This is a genomic window from Draconibacterium mangrovi (assembly GCF_010586825.1).
Classification (GTDB): domain Bacteria; phylum Bacteroidota; class Bacteroidia; order Bacteroidales; family Prolixibacteraceae; genus Draconibacterium; species Draconibacterium mangrovi.
Genome location: NZ_JAAAGB010000002.1, coordinates 211630 through 230370, shown reverse-complemented (window position 1 = coordinate 230370; position 18741 = coordinate 211630). Strand labels below are relative to the sequence as shown.

The 18741-nt window shown below is 41.8% G+C and carries 11 protein-coding genes; 5 read left to right on the top strand and 6 right to left on the bottom strand.

Translation table 11 applies throughout. From position 1 onward, the window contains the following. Nucleotides 1-6 precede the first annotated feature (6 nt). Nucleotides 7-2196 carry a glutamine synthetase III family protein gene (locus tag G4420_RS07975; RefSeq protein WP_163323072.1) on the bottom strand — a complete coding sequence of 730 codons (2190 nt, stop codon included), beginning with the start codon at nt 2194-2196 and terminating at the stop codon, nt 7-9. Between the two features lie 265 nt (nt 2197-2461). On the opposite strand from G4420_RS07975, the gene G4420_RS07970 reads away from it, so the two are divergent. From G4420_RS07970 to G4420_RS07960, 3 genes are read left to right on the top strand one after another with little or no spacing between them, the layout of a single operon-like run. Next, nucleotides 2462-3820, top strand: a complete 1359-nt coding sequence (locus G4420_RS07970) for a glutamine synthetase family protein (RefSeq protein WP_163323071.1) — start codon at nt 2462-2464, stop codon at nt 3818-3820. 56 nt (nt 3821-3876) lie between these two features. Further along, a complete protein-coding gene (locus G4420_RS07965; protein ID WP_204273632.1) occupies nt 3877-4926 on the top strand; it encodes an aminoglycoside phosphotransferase/kinase family protein in 1050 nt (349 codons plus the stop codon). Nucleotides 4927-4938: 12 nt separating this feature from the next. Further along, nucleotides 4939-5796 carry an HAD-IIA family hydrolase gene (locus G4420_RS07960; RefSeq protein WP_163323070.1) on the top strand — a complete coding sequence of 286 codons (858 nt, stop codon included), beginning with the start codon at nt 4939-4941 and terminating at the stop codon, nt 5794-5796. 187 nt (nt 5797-5983) lie between these two features. Here the strand turns inward: G4420_RS07960 and G4420_RS07955 are convergent, their stop codons facing one another. Both G4420_RS07955 and G4420_RS07950 read right to left on the bottom strand, forming a co-directional pair. Beyond that, entirely contained in the window at nt 5984-7102 is a 1119-nt protein-coding gene (locus tag G4420_RS07955; RefSeq protein ID WP_163323069.1) for a pyridoxal phosphate-dependent aminotransferase, read from the bottom strand. 102 nt (nt 7103-7204) lie between these two features. Further along, a complete protein-coding gene (locus G4420_RS07950) occupies nt 7205-8218 on the bottom strand; it encodes a glutamine synthetase beta-grasp domain-containing protein (protein ID WP_204273631.1) in 1014 nt (337 codons plus the stop codon). A gap of 403 nt (nt 8219-8621) precedes the next feature. On the opposite strand from G4420_RS07950, the gene G4420_RS23640 reads away from it, so the two are divergent. Together G4420_RS23640 and G4420_RS07940 are read left to right on the top strand one after the other, a co-directional pair. After that, entirely contained in the window at nt 8622-10148 is a 1527-nt protein-coding gene (locus G4420_RS23640; protein ID WP_163323068.1) for a TldD/PmbA family protein, read from the top strand. Between the two features lie 135 nt (nt 10149-10283). Continuing rightward, entirely contained in the window at nt 10284-11603 is a 1320-nt protein-coding gene (locus tag G4420_RS07940) for a TldD/PmbA family protein (protein WP_204273630.1), read from the top strand. A gap of 238 nt (nt 11604-11841) precedes the next feature. Here the strand turns inward: G4420_RS07940 and G4420_RS07935 are convergent, their stop codons facing one another. The 3 genes from G4420_RS07935 to G4420_RS07925 all read right to left on the bottom strand — a co-directional run bounded on the left by G4420_RS07935 (nt 11842) and on the right by G4420_RS07925 (nt 18400). Continuing rightward, nucleotides 11842-14661 (bottom strand): M16 family metallopeptidase, encoded by a 2820-nt coding sequence (locus tag G4420_RS07935; RefSeq protein WP_163323067.1) that lies wholly within the window; start codon nt 14659-14661, stop codon nt 11842-11844. Between the two features lie 163 nt (nt 14662-14824). Further along, nucleotides 14825-15838: a dihydroorotate dehydrogenase-like protein gene (locus tag G4420_RS07930; protein ID WP_163323066.1), complete on the bottom strand. Its 1014-nt coding sequence runs from the start codon at nt 15836-15838 to the stop codon at nt 14825-14827. A 234-nt stretch (nt 15839-16072) separates the two neighbouring features. Beyond that, entirely contained in the window at nt 16073-18400 is a 2328-nt protein-coding gene (locus tag G4420_RS07925) for a sodium-translocating pyrophosphatase (RefSeq protein WP_163323065.1), read from the bottom strand. Between the last annotated feature and the right edge of the window lie 341 nt (nt 18401-18741).

Sequence of the window (18741 nt, the reverse complement as noted above, 5' to 3'; positions counted from 1 at the left end):
TTCTTTTTATCGAACAAAAAGCAGCTCGCGGTACTTTGGCAAAGGCCATTTTTCGTTGTCAACAATCAATTCAAGTCGGTCGATATGGTCGCGAATTTCATCCAGGTACGGACGCACTTCTTTGTCGTATTCTTTTGATCTGTCAACCACATCTTCAACCTTATTTGCTTTGGCACGGGCAGCAATCATTTCTTTACGTTTTGCTTTAATGGCAGAAATATGGCCTCCCACTTCCCTGATCAGGTCTAAGCGGCCTTCTGCCAGCGATAGAAATTCTTCTTCAGGAAACACTGCTTTCAGGCTTTTTACATTTTCGAGCAACATGGTTTGGTACTCTACTGCTGTTGGCACAATGTGGTTAATGGCAATATCGGCAAGAACACGCGATTCAATCTGCACCTTCATAATGAATTTCTCGTATTCAACCTCAACCCTTCCTTCAATTTCGGCCTCATTGAAAATACCGTTTCGTTTGAACAGGTCGATATTATCTTCACGCAGGTAAGCCGCCAGCGAATCGGGCACATTTCCGATATTGGTCAAACCTCTTTTTTCGGCTTCTTTTACCCACTCCTCACTGTAACCATCGCCGTTAAAACGAATCGGTTTTGTATCGATGATCAGCGTTTTCAATACCTGGAAGATCGCCTCATCTTTTTTCACCCCTTTTTCAATTAGGGTATCTACCTCAATCTTAAACTTTTTCAGCTGATCGGCAACTGCCGTGTTCAACACAATTAAAGCAGAAGCATTGTTAGCCATCGATCCTACAGCGCGGAACTCGAATCGGTTTCCGGTAAAGGCAAATGGCGAAGTGCGGTTTCGGTCGGTATTGTCGAGAATAATTTCAGGAATACGACCGATATTCAGTTTTAAAGCGGTTTTTTCATCCGGAGTCATTTTACGGTCAACCACCGCTTCTTCCATTAAATCGAGCATAGTCGAAACTTCTGAGCCCAGGAAGACAGAAATAATTGACGGAGGTGCTTCATTGGCTCCCAAGCGGTGCTGGTTCGATGCTGTTAATATACTGGCGCGGAGCAAATCCTGATTATCGTAAACCGCTTTTAATGTGTTAATTACAAACGTTAAAAACTGCAGGTTCGATTTTGGATTTTTACCCGGCGAATACAAATTCACTCCGGTATCAGTTGATAACGACCAGTTATTGTGTTTTCCCGATCCGTTAATTCCCGCAAATGGTTTTTCGTGGAATAGAATGCGGAATTTATGACGACGGGCAATTTTCTGCATAATGTCCATGCACAACTGGTTATGGTCGTTAGCCAGGTTGGCTTCTTCGTAAATCGGGGCCAGCTCAAACTGGTTTGGTGCCACCTCGTTATGGCGCGTTTTTACCGGAATTCCCAGTTTGTATGCCTCATTCTCAACATCCTGCATAAACTTATTTACACGCGTTGGAATTGATGAGAAATAGTGGTCATCCAACTGCTGATCTTTTGATGATGCGTGTCCCATCAGCGTACGTCCGGTTAACATCAGGTCGGGACGCGCCATAAACAAAGCCTCATCAATCAGGAAATATTCCTGTTCCCATCCCAGGTTTGCCTGAACACGGGTAACGTTTTTATCGAAATACTGGCACACGCTGGTAGCCGCTTTGTCGATTGTATTTAAAGCACGCAACAAAGGTGTTTTATAATCGAGCGCCTCGCCGGTATACGAAATAAAAATGGTAGGAATAGTAAGTGTGGTTTCGCTAATAAATGCCGGAGACGATGGATCCCAGGCCGTGTAACCACGAGCTTCGAAAGTCTGGCGTATTCCGCCACTCGGGAACGATGAAGCGTCAGGTTCCTGCTGTGCCAGCAATTTGCCCGAGAATGACTCGATCACCCCTCCATCGGCACCATGTACAATAAAGGCATCGTGCTTTTCGGCCGTACCATCTGTTAACGGATGAAACCAGTGCGTGTAGTGCGTTGCACCGTTTTCAATTGCCCAGGCTTTCATACCCTGAGCTACCTGGTCGGCCATTTTACGGTCAACCGTAGTTCCTCTTTCAACCGCATCGGTTACTGCTTTGTAGGCTTCGCGCGACAAATATTTTTTCATTTTCGACTGATCGAAGACCAACATGCCATAGTAGTCCGAAACCAGGTTTTCTTCGCGTTCGATTTCTACCGGCTTACGGTTAAGCACTTCATCAAGTGCCTTAAATCTAAATTGTGCCATGATTAATTTTATTTAAGTCTGTTTTTTGTCTGTCCTCAAAAATAATATTTTCCATCCTCAGTCCTGACATTTATCATGCTTAAACTTCATTTTTTAAGAAAATATTTACCCGAACCTAACACAGCGAGGGGTTATTCTGGAAATTTTCTACTTTTTTAGCAAAACGACATACTAAAACCACATCCTTAACAAACGAAAGTAATAATGACGATATTTGTTATTTCCTCAAACATCGTTTATTTTAAAATCAAATTTGATGCTAGCAATGGATAAGCAAGAGATACTGACCAGAATAAAGGAACGAAATTTCACTAAAATAAAGTTTGCTGTAGCGGATATTGACGGGATTTTGCGTGGCAAGTATATTCATAAAGATAAGTTTTTGAATGCCCTGGAAAACGGGTTGGGATTTTGTGATGTGATTTTTGGCTGGGACTGTGCCGACAAGTGTTACGAAAACAGCCAAATTACAGGCTGGCACACCGGTTACCCCGATGCCAAAGCCAGTATTGCCACCGAAACTTATCGCCAGATTCCGTGGGAAGACAACACTCCGTTTTTATTAGGCGATTTTAGCAACGACCCAAAATATGCCGATGCAGTTTGCTCGCGAAGTTTGTTAAAACGTGTTGCCGCCCAAAGCGAAGAAATGGGTTTTAAACCTATCTTTTCGCAAGAGTTTGAGTGGTTTAATTTTCTGGGCACGCCCAATGAAATTGCCGAAGCCGGTTATAAAGATTTGCACCCGATAACTCCGGGAATGTTTGGTTATTCAATTTTAAGAACTTCACTTAACCAGCCTTACTTTAACGACCTGTTCGAGTTGCTTCAGCAGTTTGACATTCCGCTTGAAGGCATGCACACCGAAACCGGCCCCGGCGTTGTGGAGGCCACTGTTATTCATGATGAGATTCTGGCTGCGGCCGACAAAGCCTTGCTGTTTAAATCGGCGGTAAAAGAAGTTGCCTATAAACACAATTTTGTGGCTACGTTTATGGCCAAATGGAATGAAAAACTTCCGGGTTGCGGCGGGCACATCCACCAAAGTTTGTGGGATCTGGACAAAAAGAAGAATTTGTTTTTGGATGCGAATTCGCATGATGGAATAAGTAAAACCATGCAACATTATATTGCCGGGCTGTTAAAATGTTTGCCTGAAATACTGCCACTATTTGCGCCTAACCCAAACAGTTATAAACGACTGAGCGGCGGCGACTGGGCTCCCCGCACACTTACCTGGGGAATCGACAACCGCACTTGTGCAGTTCGCGCCATTCCGGGAAGCGAGAAATCTACCCGCATTGAATTACGGGTTCCGGGATCGGACACCAACGCCTACCTGGCCCTTGGAGCCTCGCTGGCCGCCGGACTTTACGGCATAAAAAACAAACTACCACTGGAAATTGCTCCGACCAAAGGAAATGGTTACCTGGAAACCGGCAATGGTATGTTGCCCGATTCGCTGGAAAAAGCAACTAAAAAAATGGCCGAATCGGAAATTGCCAACGAATTGTTTGGCGAGGCATTTGTAAAACATTTCGCCCTTACCCGCGAATGGGAATCCCAACAAATCGACAGTAACGATCCGCAGTGGGAGCTAAAAAGGTATTTCGAAATAATTTAAAACAACGCGAAGGCTGCAAAGCAAAACCAACTAACTTTGAAAAAAAGAAGAAAGAGATGATGCAGAGACTGGATTATGGAGAGATAATCAAACTTGCCTGGAGAGAATTTGATGGAGAAAGACACGAGATAAAAGGTGTTTTTGATGTTAGCGCAAAAGTTTCTACCAATCATGTATACAAAATATCGTTTTACAAACGCGAACCTGTTTTTGCAAAAATTTCGGAATACGGAAATTTTGAAGACTTTAGGGAAGACCACATTATTATAAACAACCTGGCCAACAACCTCGAGTACCCTTATCAAATGTTTTTGGCACAATCGCTGGTAAAACGTAACGAGTTGTATATTTACCGCTACCACGAACGCGAGCGAAGTGCCTGGGTGGTATTCTACAATCCCATCCAAATACGTTATAAACTACCCCGCCGGCTGGAAGAAAAACACATAAAAAAACTGGGCCGCGAGCTGGCTCATTTCCATAAAGCGTGCACCAACGTTTCGAATCAGCTGCCACACTCCTCAAAAAGTGTAATTACTGATATTCAGAAATTAAAACGCTCGATCCAAAAAAGCGAAATACAAATGGACGAGTCGCACAAGGATTTGATTCTGCGACACGCCGATTATTTTTTGGGCAATGCCGACCGCGTAAATTATAACACTGAAATTGAAACCATACCTGTTTTGGTTGACTGGAACATTGGTAATTTTTCGATAACAGGCGACGGAAAGTTTTATTCGCGCTGGGATTACGACTGGTTCCGAATGTCGTCGCGCGTAATGGACTTTTACTTTTTTAGCCGCGTGGTTTCCGATGTTGGCGACCGTACCGTTTTCAGTTACCAGGTGGATACCTTAATGGAAGACCGCTTTATGCTGTTTCTGAAAGAATACCACAAGGTTTTTCCGCTTACACCTCCCGAAGTGCATTTAATTAAAGAAGTTTACCGCTTTTTTATTTTAAACTATGTTATTAAAGACGGGCCATACTTTTTCAGAAAATACTATTCAACCAAATTGATTAAGGAAGCCTATGAAACATATTTCCCTGCCATGGAAGCCAAATACCGGGTGGAGAAAATTTTGAGAACATTAAAACTCTGATGCTGTACTATTATGAGAACAAAAAGTTTTAGAAGTGTAGTGAAAAACTACCGGGCCGTATTTTTTGATGCTTTTGGTGTATTAAAAAATCATTCGGGCCTGATTGAGGGAGTAGGAAATACTTTCAAATATTTAGAATCAAAGGGAATTCCTTATTACGTATTAACTAACGACTCATCAAGAAGTCCGGAGGAACTATCGAACTGGTATCAGAAAAGAGGCCTGACCACTATTACCACCGATAAAATTTTATCATCGGGGATGCTGGCCATGGAGTTCTTTAAAACAAAACTGGCCAACGGAAAAGCAGTGGCTTACCTTGGAACAAAAGATTCGGCCCATTACCTGGAAACTGCGGGGCAAAAAACAGTCCCCATCAGCGATGTAGACCTGAACGACCTGGAACATATAAAATCGTTTGCTTTTCTCGACGACGAAGGATTCGACTGGAACAAGGATATTGATAAAACCATCAACCTGCTGCGCCACAAAAACATGACTGTTATTGTGGCAAATACCGACATTAATTACCCGGTAAATAAAAACGATATTTCGGTGGCCATTGGCGGGCTGGCCGACCTGGTTGAACAAATTTTAGGGAAGAAATTTATACGTTTCGGAAAACCCGATGCCCAAATGTTCCTACTGGCTTACGAACGTGCTATGCAGGATGTACCCAACATTCAAAGAAACGAGATTTTAATGGTTGGCGACACGCTTTTCACCGATATTATTGGCGGAAACAAATTCGGATTGGACACTGTACTCGTTTTATCGGGAAATACCCTGCCCGATAACGCGAATATTAAAATTATTAGTTCAGGAATTATTCCAACTTACGTTTGCGACTCGGCGGTTATTGATTTTTGATGTGCGACTGAATGCTGGATACCAGATGCTCGATTCTGGATACTCGATACTCGATAATTCTGATATTTGATCCTGAGGACTGAAAACTGAGACTGGATACTGGATATTTGATCCTGAGAACTGTGACTGTAAACTGAGACTGGATTATTGAAACTTGTAGCTTGTAACTGACAACTAAAAATACCTATTACGCATTTGCAGCCACCATTTTCAGTGCATGAATCAGCAGTTGGTCGTTATCCCTGCCTTTTGATGCAATCCGGATGTGCTTATCATCGAGCCCTATTTTGTTGGAGCAATCGCGTACGTACACGCCAAAATCCTGCAGCAATTTCATTTGCAAATCGTAAGCAGTCATTGCAAAATTTATTTTCAGCAGAATAAAATTACTGTTCGTGGGGTAAACGTCGTATCCCTCAATGCTACACAAAGCTTCATACAACTCCCGAACGTCGGAAATAACATGTTTGCGTGCCTTGTGGTATTCAATATCGGTATCTTTTAGTTGCGTTAAAAAGTACTCGGCCAGCGTGTTTATATTCCAAACGGGCAATGCATTTCTTATTTGCTTCAGGTAATATTCGTTAGCGGTGCAGCAATAGCCCAAACGCAAGCCCGGCACACCGCAATGTTTACTCATGCTGCGAACAATTACCAAATTCTGAAACTGCTCAACCACAGGCATGAGACTGGGGATTTCTTCGCCCGCAAAATCGATAAACGACTCATCAAGCAACACCAGTTTCAAGTGTTTCATACGGTTTAAAAACCCTGTTATTTTTTCAATCGAAAGCAACTGCCCGGTAGGATTTCCAGGATTGATAATCAAAGCAGATGATAGTTTTTCCTCCAACAACCAATCGGCATATTCTTCCAAATCCAACTGATAATGATTGTCGGCAGGTAACTGAAACAGTTTCACCTTTTCCAGGTTTTGTACCTTTTCGATGTATTCGCTAAAAGTTGGAACGGGAATTCCCATATCCTCAACAAAGTTGTTTTGAATAATCGTAATCAGTTCGGTGGCACCATTTCCTAAAACAAGGTATTCGGGTTTTATGTGCAAAACGGCCGCCAAATCCTGTTGTGCCAATTTTGGATTACTCGATGGGTATGCTTTAAGTACTTCTGGTAGTTTATCCTGAAGCCGACGTATTAATGCTTCTCCGGGGAAATAAGGGTTTTCAATGAAACAAAAATCCACCACATCGCCCAGCTGTTCTTCTCCAACAATATCAACCAACGATGGCGAATGCGAAGTCTCTTCAAATAAGTGACGTTTTATTTCAATTTGTTTCCTTATCATGGCCATTAACTATTAGTGTATTACTATTTGCGGCGACAAATTTGAGCAAAAAAAAACTGCCCTACAATAAGGACAGTTTCTTTTTTATTTTGCAAATATGTCTTAGATTTTTGCAGCATGAACAGTTTTAATAATTCTTGCTCCAATTTTATACGGATCACCATTTGATGCAGGACGACGGTCTTCCAAACGACCTTTCCAACCATCCTCAACAGTTCCAACAGGAATACGGATAGAAGCACCACGGTCAGAAACACCATAGCTGAAATCAGTGATGGCAGCAGTTTCGTGCTTACCAGTCAAACGCTGATCGTTGTATGCACCGTAAACATCAATATGCTCTTTAATGTTTTTACCGAACTCTTCGCAAATTGCATTAAATACTTTTTCGTCGCCACAAGTTCTCATTAAACCGTTAGAGAAGTTAGCGTGCATACCTGAACCATTCCAGTCAAGTTCTTTTCCAAGTGGTTTTGGATGCCACTCAACGTCAACACCATATTTTTCAGCAGTACGCTCCAAAAGGAAACGAGCCATCCAGATTTGGTCACCAGCATTGTGTGCACCTTTAGCAAAAATCTGGAATTCCCACTGTCCGGCAGCCACCTCAGCGTTGATACCTTCAACGTTCAAACCAGCTTCCAAACAAATATCAAAATGCTCTTCAACAATCTGACGACCGAAAGCTTTAGAACCACCTACACCACAATAGTAAGGTCCTTGTGGCAGAGGAAAACCTCCTGCAGGGAAACCCAAAGGCAAACGAGTTTGTGGATCGTAAAGGAAATACTCTTGCTCGTAACCGAACCAGAAATCTTCATCTTCTTCTTCGATATGAGCGCGACCATTGGTTTCGTGAGGAGTTCCATCAGGATTTAGAACTTCAGTTAAAACAAGGTATGCATTTTTACGGTCCGGATCAGGACAAATGAAAACAGGCTTCAAAAGAAGGTCAGAAGCACCACCACCGGCCTGGTTAGTTGATGATCCATCGAAAGACCATACCGGACAGTCTTCCAATTTACCGCTAAAATTATCTGCTACACGCGTTTTTGCTCTAAGCTGCTGAGTTGGGACACTTCCGTCCAACCAAATGTATTCCAATTTTGATTTCATGATGTAATAAATTTTATTTAAAAATAGATTTTTTCTAACTGTCTCCCACAAAAATATGCTTAAATGAAACTTGTTGAAGCATATTTATATCAAAATGTAATAAATTAATACAAAATTTACATTGAAAATAGATTTTTGTCAAACACCCCAAAAATAACTATACCCCCGCAAAATTTCTTCATTTTTAATAAAAAATGCTCTGAATATTCACACTCCCCTCTCAGATATTTACATTTTTTCGCCATGAAGCCCCCAAATCGGAACTCACCCCCATGTTTTATCATTTTTTATGGTTGCATATTGGAGATATTATTTAGGAAATGTAATTTTAATCGACCAAACATTACCAATTAACAGGATAAAACGAAAAAGACATTTGACAATTAAAAACAACACATGCACTATGAAAGTTGACAGACGTGATTTTATTAAAACAAGTGGTATGTTTGCAGCGGGAAGTATGGTTTTACCTCCCTTTGTGCAATCGTGCCAAAACGTACAAATTTCAGCAGACGTGAAAAGTTATTTAGATCATTTTGAAGTGACTACCGAAATGTTGCAAAAAGTTATTGCGACAGCTATGAGTAAAGGCGGCGACTATGCCGACTTATTTTTTGAACACAAAATTTCAAACAGCCTGGCGCTTGAAGACGGGAAAGTAAACCGCGCTTACTCAAACATCGATTTCGGAGTTGGTATTCGCGTGTTAAAAGGCGACCAAACCGGTTTTGCCTACTCCGAAAACATTGCGCTCGACGATATGCTGAATGCAGCAAAAATGGCCGCTAACATTGCCAACACAAGCGCCAGCTTTAATGCTGCCGACTACAACGAGAAACTGCCCGCCAATTTCTACAAAATTTCGAAAAAGTGGGAAGATGTTTCGGTGAAAGACAAAGTACCTTTTGTACAAAAGGTAAATGACAAAATATTTGATCTCGACGAAAAGGTGATTAAGGTAAATGCCGGAATGAGCGACGAAAGCAGCTACGTAATGTTTTACAACTCGGAAGGACGCTTAACCTACGATTACCGGCCAATGGTCAGCTTTTATGCGGTTTGTGTGATGCAGGAAGGTGAACAAATTGAGAATGCTTATGCGGCACGATCGGTTCGTCGCGGGTTTGAGTGGCTGACAGAAGATTTGGTTGACGAACTGGCCAACGAAGCCGTTGAAAAAACCAACCTGCTGTTTAAAGCCGGAAAACCTAAAGCCGGAGAAATGCCTGTAGTTCTTGGTGCCGGAGGTTCGGGAATTTTACTTCACGAAGCCATTGGCCATACTTTTGAGGCCGATTTCAACCGAAAAGGAACTTCTATTTTCAGCGACAAACTGAATAAAAAAGTTGCTGAAAGTTTCATTAATATTATCGACGATGGTACGCTGCCAAACGACCGCGGAGCCATTAACATAGACGACGAAGGAAACGACGTACAAAAAACTTACCTGGTAAAAGACGGTATCCTAAACAGCTACCTGCACGACCGGATCAGTGCGAAATATTATGGTGTTGAACCAACAGGTAACGGACGTCGCGAATCGTTCCGCCACATGCCAATTCCGCGTATGCGATCAACCTACATGGAAAATGGCCCGCACACCACCGAAGAAATTTTCGCAGCAGTTGATTACGGCGTTTACGTTGATAATTTCAGCAATGGCGAGGTTAAAATCGGTGCCGGCGACTTTACCTTCTTTGTAAAATCGGGGTACATTATCGAAAACGGAAAACTCACCACTCCTATCAAGGACATTAATATTGTTGGTAACGGCCCACAGGCTCTGGCCGACATTTCGATGGCTGCCAACGACTACAAAAACGACAGCGGCACATGGACCTGTGGAAAAGACGGACAATCGGTTCCGGTAACACTTGGCCTGCCAACTGTTTTAGTGAAAAAAATGACCGTTGGAGGAACAAATGCATAATCTCGTAGCTTAAAATTACATGGGGAAAACAATCAATCATCCCCCTAAATCACCCTTCGAAGGGGGAAGCACGACGAAGGAGTGCAGGGGATGAAAAAAAGTAAAATTGATGTTTGAATCTTAAACTTAAAAACCATGACAAAAGAAGAAAAATATACATTGGCAAAATGGGCTATGAATCATGCATTGGAGAATGGAGCCCAGGAGGTAAGCGTAAACATTTCGAACAACCAAAGTAGCAGCGTTGAAGTGCGCGAAGAAAAAATTGATAAACTGGAACAGGCGCTGCAAAGCAACTTGTCTATCCGTTTATTTGTCGACAATAAATACTCATCGCACTCCACCAGTCGCTTAAATAAAGAAGACCTGGCACGGTTTATCGAAGAAGCTATTGAAGGCACAAAATACCTTTCGGAAGATGAATTCAGAACACTGCCCAAGCCTGAATTGTATTACAAAGGCGACGGACCAGACCTGGGTTCGTTAGACAAAAATTTTGGCAGCGTTGACCCGGAAGAAAAAATACAGGTGGCTTTTGCCGCCGAAAAAGAAATCCTGGGAAGCAACGAGCGTATCATATCGGTATCAAGTAGTTATTACGACGGATTGAATGAGCGCGTAATGGTGAACAGCAATGGTTTCGAGGGCGATACCGCCAACTCGTACTTTGGAATATATACCAACGTTTCGGTAAAAGGTGATGGTGATGCCCGCCCTGAATTTGGCTGGGGAGAAACTTCAATAAAATACAACGAACTAAAAAAAGAAGGAACAGGAACCACCGCATTAAAACGAGCACTTGATAAAATCGGTGCGAAAAAGATTGAATCGGGAACCATGCCGATGATCGTTGAAAACCGTGTGGTAAGCCGTATTTTCAGCCCGCTGATGAATGCACTTGACGGATCAGCTATCCAGCAGAAAAATTCATTCCTTATCGATAAACTTGGCGAAAAAGTAGCTTCTGAGAAGTTAACGCTAACCGACGATCCGTTTATTATCGGAGGCCGTGGTTCACGCCTCTTCGACGGCGAAGGTATTGCCACCAAAAAACGTACAGTTTTTGAAAAAGGTGTTTTGAAAAGGTATTACATCGACACTTACTACGGTAAAAAACTGGAAATGGAACCCAACAGCGGATCTACCACCAACCTTGTTTTTGAAACCGGCGATAAAGACCTCGACGCATTAATTGCATCGGTTAAAAGGGGAATTTTTGTTACCGGGTTTAACGGTGGTAACAGCAACGGATCAACCGGTGATTTCTCGTATGGTATTGAAGGATTTTTGGTGGAGAACGGCGAGCTTGTTAAACCGGTTACTGAAATGAATATTACCGGGAACATGAAAAAGCTTTGGGCAAACATTGGCGAGATTGGTAACGATGTACGCGATGACTCGTCATGGCGCACACCATCGATTCTCTTCAACGATGTTGACTTTAGTGGATTGTAAAAAGAATAAAACATTCGATTCCCGGGAATCATCAACAGGAATGAAAGTTAAACAATATTCAACAAACTCTCCCTCGCTCCCTCTCTTCGCGAAGAGAGGGACGATTGTGCCTACGACACAATCAGGGTGAGTCAATAAATTTTTAAGCATATTTTGCTATTAATTTTCACTTGACTTTCAGAAAAGAAAAGAGCCGTTCTGTAAATTTCAGAACGGCTCTTTTCTTTTCTGCCCAATATTATAACTCGAATAAAACAGGGTCGCCTAAACCAATATTCTTTAATGCTGAAAGTTGCGTTTCAGCGTCTCCAACAACTACATAATACATGTGTTCCGGATCGAGTAATTTCTGAGCCAGTTCTTTGTGCTGCTCAGGCGTTAACGACTTGATAAACTCTTCCTCTTGTTTTACGTAATCGAAAGGTAAATCGTAAGCACTAATGTTGGTAAGCATCGAATGCAATGCTCCCAGCGTTTCGAATCCGCGGGCATTCGATTTTATCAGTGCATCTTTAGTAAACTGCAGATCGGTATCTGAAATTCCTTCGCGGTATTTTTCAATCTCGTCTTTAAAAATCTGAACCGATTCTTCAGTAGCCGTTGTGCGAACACTTGAACTTGCCTGGAAAGTTCCGTAGTTTTTACCTCCCGAGAAATAAGTTCTGGCACCATAAGTGTAGCCTTTCTCCTCGCGAAGGATAAGGTTTACAATTCCGTTGAAACAACCGCCCAACTTGTAATTCATTACAGTCGCCTTCTCAAAATCGTCGGAAGTGCGTGGAATGGCATTCTGACCAATATTAATAACCGATTGTTTTGCACCCGGAACATCAACAAAATAAATGGTTGACTTCTCCGGAAGTTTCAGCGCTGCAATTTCAGGAAACACAACATCGTGTTCTTCCCAGTTCGAGCTTAAACCTGCCAATCCGGCAACAACCCGTTCCTGGTCAATTTTTCCAACCACATGCATCCGGGCCACCGATGGCGAAATTGCTTTGTTGTAGAAATCTTTCAAATCATCCATGGTTATCGATTCCAGGCTTTCAACAGTTCCAGAAGTGGGCATTGCCAATATATTATCGTCGCCATAAACCAACTTATCAAACGCCACCATTGCCAAATAATTAGGATTGGCTTCGTTGCGTTTTACATTGTTTATCATGCGCGATTTTACCAGTTCAAACTGCTCCTCATCCCAACGCGGCTGCAATAAAATCTCTTCAACAAGTGCCAGTGTTTTTTCATAGTTTCGGGTGAGACTATTTACATAAACCGAAATATTTTCAGTACCGGCCCTAACACTGATGCTGGCACCAAGTAAATCGATTTCTTCTTCCAGTTCTTCGGGTGTTTTTGTTGCCGTACCTTCCATTAACATACTGGCCATAAAACTTGCCACCCCAGCTTTTTCTGTTGGAGCCAGAATATGACCGCCATCCATAACAATCGAATATTGAACCAAAGGCAATTCGTTTTGCTGGATACCATAAACTTTAATGCCGTTTGCTGTTTCATCTGTCCAAACCGCAGGCACCGAAATTTCAGGATCGGGTCCTTTTGCCGGTTCCACCGAGCGATCGAATTCAGTTGGTGTTTTTGCAATCTCTTCTTCTTCGTCAATTGCCGACTGATCAACCTGGGTAGCCTCTAACACATTCTCTTCAACAATTCCTGCATCAACCGAATTTTCGGCAATCAAATCAAGCTGCCCTTTAGGCACAAAGCTGGTTGCCAGGTAATTTTTTCCTTTTACATATTTGTCGTAAACCCGCTTGATATCCTCAATCGTTACGGCTTGAATTTTTGCAATGTCTTCCTCAATAAATCCCGGCGATCCTGCAAATTCGTTATACATAGCCAACTGAAACGACTTATTCAGTACCGAACTTACGCCGTTGTAGAATTGTGTTTCCAACCCGGCTTTGTGTTTTTCCAGATCTTTCTCGGTAATTCCTTCCTCTTCAAAAAGCTGAAATGCCTCGAACACTGCATTTTCAACTTCGGCAAGACTTGTGCTCGCATTGGCATTTACAGAAATAGTAAACTGCCCGGTCAGCTCCATTGAACGGCTAAAAACCGATGCCCGTGGTGCTAGTTTTTTGTCCTTAACGATAACCCGGTAGAAAGGCGATTTTTTGCCGCTTCCGAGTACTTGTGCCAAAAAACGTAGTGCGTAAGCATCTTCGTTGTACTGCTCAACAGTTGGCCAAATCATGGTTAACTGGGGCGTTCTGGCAAAATTATCTTCGTGGTACAGCTTTTTTGTTTCGGCCAGTGTTATATTCTGCGGCTCCATATCTTCCACTTTTTCGCCTCCCGCGATTTCACCAAAATACTTCTCGAGCATTGGTTTAACATCCTCTTCCTCAAAATCGCCAGCCAAAACAATTGTGGTATTGTTGGGCACATAAAATTTCGAGTGAAATGCTTTTACATCATCCACCGAGGCATTGAACAAGTCTTCCATTTCGCCAATTACGGTCCAGTTGTAAGGATGCCCTTCGGGATACAGATTTTTGGCAATTACCCACTGGTTAAAACCGTAAGGACGGTTGTCGTAGGATTGACGTTTTTCATTTTGAACAACATTTTGCTGGTTGGCAAATGCCGATTTAGTTACCGTATTCTCGAGGAAACCCATTCGGTCTGATTCCATCCAAAGCACCATTTCCAGCGCGTTTTTCGGAACAACCTCATAATAAATGGTCTGGTCGTTTCCAGTTCCGCCGTTTAATGTTCCTCCGGCCGACTGAATTTTTGTAAAGAATTCATCCTGACCAACATTTTCTGACTGTTGAAACATCATATGCTCGAACAAATGAGCAAAGCCGGTCTTTCCGGGGACTTCGCGGTTTGAACCAACGTGGTACATAATTGCAACGGCTACAATCGGATCTGATTTGTCCTGGTGTAAAATTACATCAAGACCGTTATCCAGCTGATACTGAACGTACGGAACCGAAAGTTTTTCATCGTCTTGTTTTGTGGTAGTGCACGAACCCAGAAACAGTAGGAATGCCAAACTGAGACTGAGGAGAAAACTTAGTTTTTTCATGATTAAAGGTGTATTGATTTGTTTACTACGAAGTTAGCATAAAATATAAATAATCAAAACATTGTTAAGTATCAATCTTTGGGGCTCAAACCTCCGGGTAACGACATAAAAAAACAGGAACCAAAACGGCTCCTGTTTTTCAATGCTACGAAAAATTACTCTATTAAACCATCGGATATTTTTTGAAAATATCTTCCGATTTCGTTAATATATCAACATATTGTGCCCGCTGGTATGCAAACGGGTCTTTCATATTTTTACGCGACAGTTTTCCTCTGAAATCATCAAGCGATTTGTATCCTTTATCGTCCATCCACTTATTGATATCCATAAGAATATCAGAAACCACTGATGGAGAATTACGGTAAATAGTACTTACCATCTGAACCACGTCGGCTCCGGCAAGCAGCATTTTAATTACATCGTTGGCATCATAAATACCACGGCTAATACAAACACTTCCCTCCACATTTCCATACAATAAGCCTGCATAACGCAAACCAATCATATGGTCTTTTGGGTTACTTAATTCCCATGGATAGAAATATTCTTCTTTTTCAATATCTATTTCGGGTTGGAAAAAGCGGTTAAACAGCACGTAGCCATCAGCGCCAGCCTCATCAACCTTTTTAATAAAATTCAATGGATTGGTGTAAAACAAACTCATTTTTACACTCACCGGAATTTTAACCACCTGTTTAATGGCTTTTACAATTTGCACCTGCTTGTCTTCAATCGATTCGCCGGTAACCTCGAAATACCCCGGTACTGCGTAAAGGTTTATTTCCAAACCTGCAACACCTGTTTTCTCCAGTTCCTGCGCATATTCTACCCAGGTTGGTTCGTAAATGGCGTTAAGGCTTGCAAATACAGGCACATCAACACTTTTAACCAGTTTCTCCAAATTGTATAAATGCTCTTTTGGTCCGGCATGTTCCAGGCCAGGAAAAAGATCGGTCATTTCTGCGTTACGGTTTTCATATTCGCTAAGCAGCTCGTCCATTTGCAGACTTTCGAGCTGAATTTGCTCCTCGAATAACGAACGGTATACAATCGCCCCAATTCCGGCTTCTTCGATTTGTTTAATTACATCGGGTTTCGATACTAAGTTGCTTGCTCCAAGTATGAGTGGATTTTTTAGCTCTACACCCATATAAGTTGTTGTTAGATTCGCCATGGTAGTATTTTTAATGATTAGAATTTACGTTTTTCTTAGTGTAACTGAATTTACAAATAATTTGTTCAATTACGAAGTTAAATTTTGTTTATGTGCGATAGAGACACTGAGATTTTGAGACTGTGAGAAAGTGAGATTCGAGATACCTAGAAGGTAAGAATTTCATTTTAACAACACAAAAAAAACCACCTGCCTGCCGACAAGTGGTTTTATATTTGATGTTTACAATTTTGCTTACAGCAAACTTAATGTTACAGTTAAACCGGCCATAACAACCGAAACCATAGTCATTAATTTAATCAGGATATTCAACGATGGTCCTGAAGTATCTTTGAAAGGATCGCCAACAGTGTCGCCAACAACACCGGCGTGGTGAGCCTCGCTACCTTTTCCACCGTAATTTCCTTTTTCAATGTATTTTTTAGCGTTATCCCAGGCACCACCTGCGTTATTCATAAATACAGCCAGCGTAAAACCGGCAGTTAAACCACCAGCCAACAGGCCAATAACACCGGCAACACCCATTGTAGCTCCAACAATAACAGGAACTATAATTGCTACTAATGAAGGCACCAACATTTCTTTTTGTGCTCCTTTAGTTGAAATTTCAACACATTTGGCATATTCAGGTGTAGCTGTTCCTTCAAGGATTCCCTTAATGTCGCGGAACTGACGGCGAACTTCATCAACCATTGCACCCGCTGCGCGACCAACAGCTTTCATTGTCATTGCACTAAACAAAAATGCCATCATTGAACCCAGGAAAAGACCACCTAAAAACAGGGGGTTAAAAAGAGTAACGTCGTAAGCAGCCGTAAAATCTTTTACAGAAGCAGTTGAAATCTTAATTGCTTGCATTCCGTCCTGTGCTGCCGGAGCAATATCATTATAAAAGATATATGATCCTTTGGTAACAAATCCTTCTCCGGCTGTTGCTATTTTTCCGAACCATAATCTAATTTCTTCCATATAAGCAGAAATAAGAGCCATTGCAGTTAATGCTGCAGAACCAATTGCAAATCCTTTACCGGTTGCTGCAGTTGTATTTCCCAGCATATCTAAAGCATCTGTTCTTTCACGCACTTCAGGTGGAAGTTCAGCCATTTCAGCGTTACCTCCTGCATTATCAGCAATAGGTCCGAATGCATCGGTAGCCAATGTAATACCCAGTGTAGACAACATACCTACAGCAGCAAAACCAATTCCGTAAACACCCATAGCAAAGTGTTCTGCACCACCTGCTGCCCAGAATGATCCCATAATACCAAGTACAATGGTTACAACCGGTATCCAGGTTGAGTACATACCAACAGCTAAACCGTCAATAATAGTAGTTGCAGGTCCTTGTTGCGCTTGTTCTGCAATGCCTTTTGTAGGTTTATATTCATCAGATGTAAAATATTCAGTAGCCTGCCCGATAATAACACCGGCAGCCAATCCAATAATAACAGCCCAGAAAACGCCCCAGGTTACCCAACCAAGGTAAGCCATTCCGGCCATTGCAAGAAGAATCAAAAATGAACTTCCTCCGGTACCAATTAACAGAGCATTTAATAAATTTTTCTGTGTAGCAGATTCTTTGGTACGAACCATGAAGATTCCCACTATGGAAAGAATAATTCCAATGGCAGCAACAAGCATAGGAGCTGTAACTGCTTTAACAGGATCGATACCTGTATCAGAAAGAACGATTGCAGGAAGAGCGGCACCAAGAGCAGCGGTTGCTAAAATAGAGCCAGCGTATGATTCGTAAAGGTCGGCTCCCATACCGGCAACGTCACCAACATTATCACCAACGTTATCGGCAATAGTTGCAGGGTTACGCGGATCGTCTTCCGGAATACCGGCTTCCACTTTTCCAACAAGGTCAGCACCCACATCAGCAGCTTTAGTATAAATACCTCCTCCAACACGAGCAAATAATGCTTGTGTAGAAGCACCCATACCAAACGTTAACATGGTAACTGTTATCTCAATTAATTTTACTCGTTGGCCTGCATCGTTGATTACACCATTAGTTACATAATCTGCACTTCCATGAACAAAATGAAGCCCTAAGAATTCAGCACCATTAGCCATATGCTCCGGTGTAAATACAACTTCACTTAGAAAAAAGTACCATGCTGCAATATCTAACAATGCAAATCCCACAACGATTAAGCCCATCACTGCGCCACTTCGGAAAGCAACCTGTAAACCTTTGTTCAACGACTGCGAAGCTCCGTGTGCTGTACGCGCTGAAGCAAATGTTGCAGTTTTCATTCCCAAAAATCCACAAAGGCCTGAGAAAAAACCACCAGTTAAAAATGCGATGGGCACAAATGGATTTTGAACGCCAAAATATGCCATAATTGTTAGTAGGATAAAGAGTATTACAAAAACAATTCCTACAACCTTGTACTGTCTTTTCAGATAAGCCATTGCACCTTCACGAACGTATTGTGCAATTTCTTTCATTCTGTCAGTACCTTCTGAATTCTTCATCATCGATTTGAAGAATATCCAGGCAAATACCAATGCCAATATCGAGGCAACTGGCACTATAAGAAATATACTGCTCATAAATTGATAATTTTTAATGTAGCTCTTGGCTACGGTTTAGTATTAAATTGAAATTTGTCTTTCCTTTTGGTTTCAAGTTCAGTTTTACAAAAAAAAATTTTTGCAATAGACAAAGATAAATTTCTGGACGAAATGAGGATTATTAGCTTATGTATTTGACAACAGGTTGAATATTTATTAACACTAGCATAAAAAGCCTATTACCACCACGACACTTCAGCTCCAAGACCGGACTCCAAAAGGATTTATGACGCACATCTTTTGCCTATTGAATTATTTTGCTACTTTTTATGGCTGTATGATTACTTTTTGAATTTACAAGTAAAAAAGCACTATTAACC

Coding starts and splice junctions, on each gene's coding strand:
- G4420_RS07950 (WP_204273631.1), bottom strand. CDS start 8,218: ATGAAATCAAAATTGGAATACATTTGGTTGGACGGAAGTGTCCCAACT.
- G4420_RS07930 (WP_163323066.1), bottom strand. CDS start 15,838: ATGGCGAATCTAACAACAACTTATATGGGTGTAGAGCTAAAAAATCCA.
- G4420_RS07925 (WP_163323065.1), bottom strand. CDS start 18,400: ATGAGCAGTATATTTCTTATAGTGCCAGTTGCCTCGATATTGGCATTG.
- G4420_RS07935 (WP_163323067.1), bottom strand. CDS start 14,661: ATGAAAAAACTAAGTTTTCTCCTCAGTCTCAGTTTGGCATTCCTACTG.
- G4420_RS07940 (WP_204273630.1), top strand. CDS start 10,284: ATGACAAAAGAAGAAAAATATACATTGGCAAAATGGGCTATGAATCAT.
- G4420_RS07965 (WP_204273632.1), top strand. CDS start 3,877: ATGATGCAGAGACTGGATTATGGAGAGATAATCAAACTTGCCTGGAGA.
- G4420_RS07975 (WP_163323072.1), bottom strand. CDS start 2,196: ATGGCACAATTTAGATTTAAGGCACTTGATGAAGTGCTTAACCGTAAG.
- G4420_RS07955 (WP_163323069.1), bottom strand. CDS start 7,102: ATGATAAGGAAACAAATTGAAATAAAACGTCACTTATTTGAAGAGACT.
- G4420_RS07960 (WP_163323070.1), top strand. CDS start 4,939: ATGAGAACAAAAAGTTTTAGAAGTGTAGTGAAAAACTACCGGGCCGTA.
- G4420_RS23640 (WP_163323068.1), top strand. CDS start 8,622: ATGAAAGTTGACAGACGTGATTTTATTAAAACAAGTGGTATGTTTGCA.
- G4420_RS07970 (WP_163323071.1), top strand. CDS start 2,462: ATGGATAAGCAAGAGATACTGACCAGAATAAAGGAACGAAATTTCACT.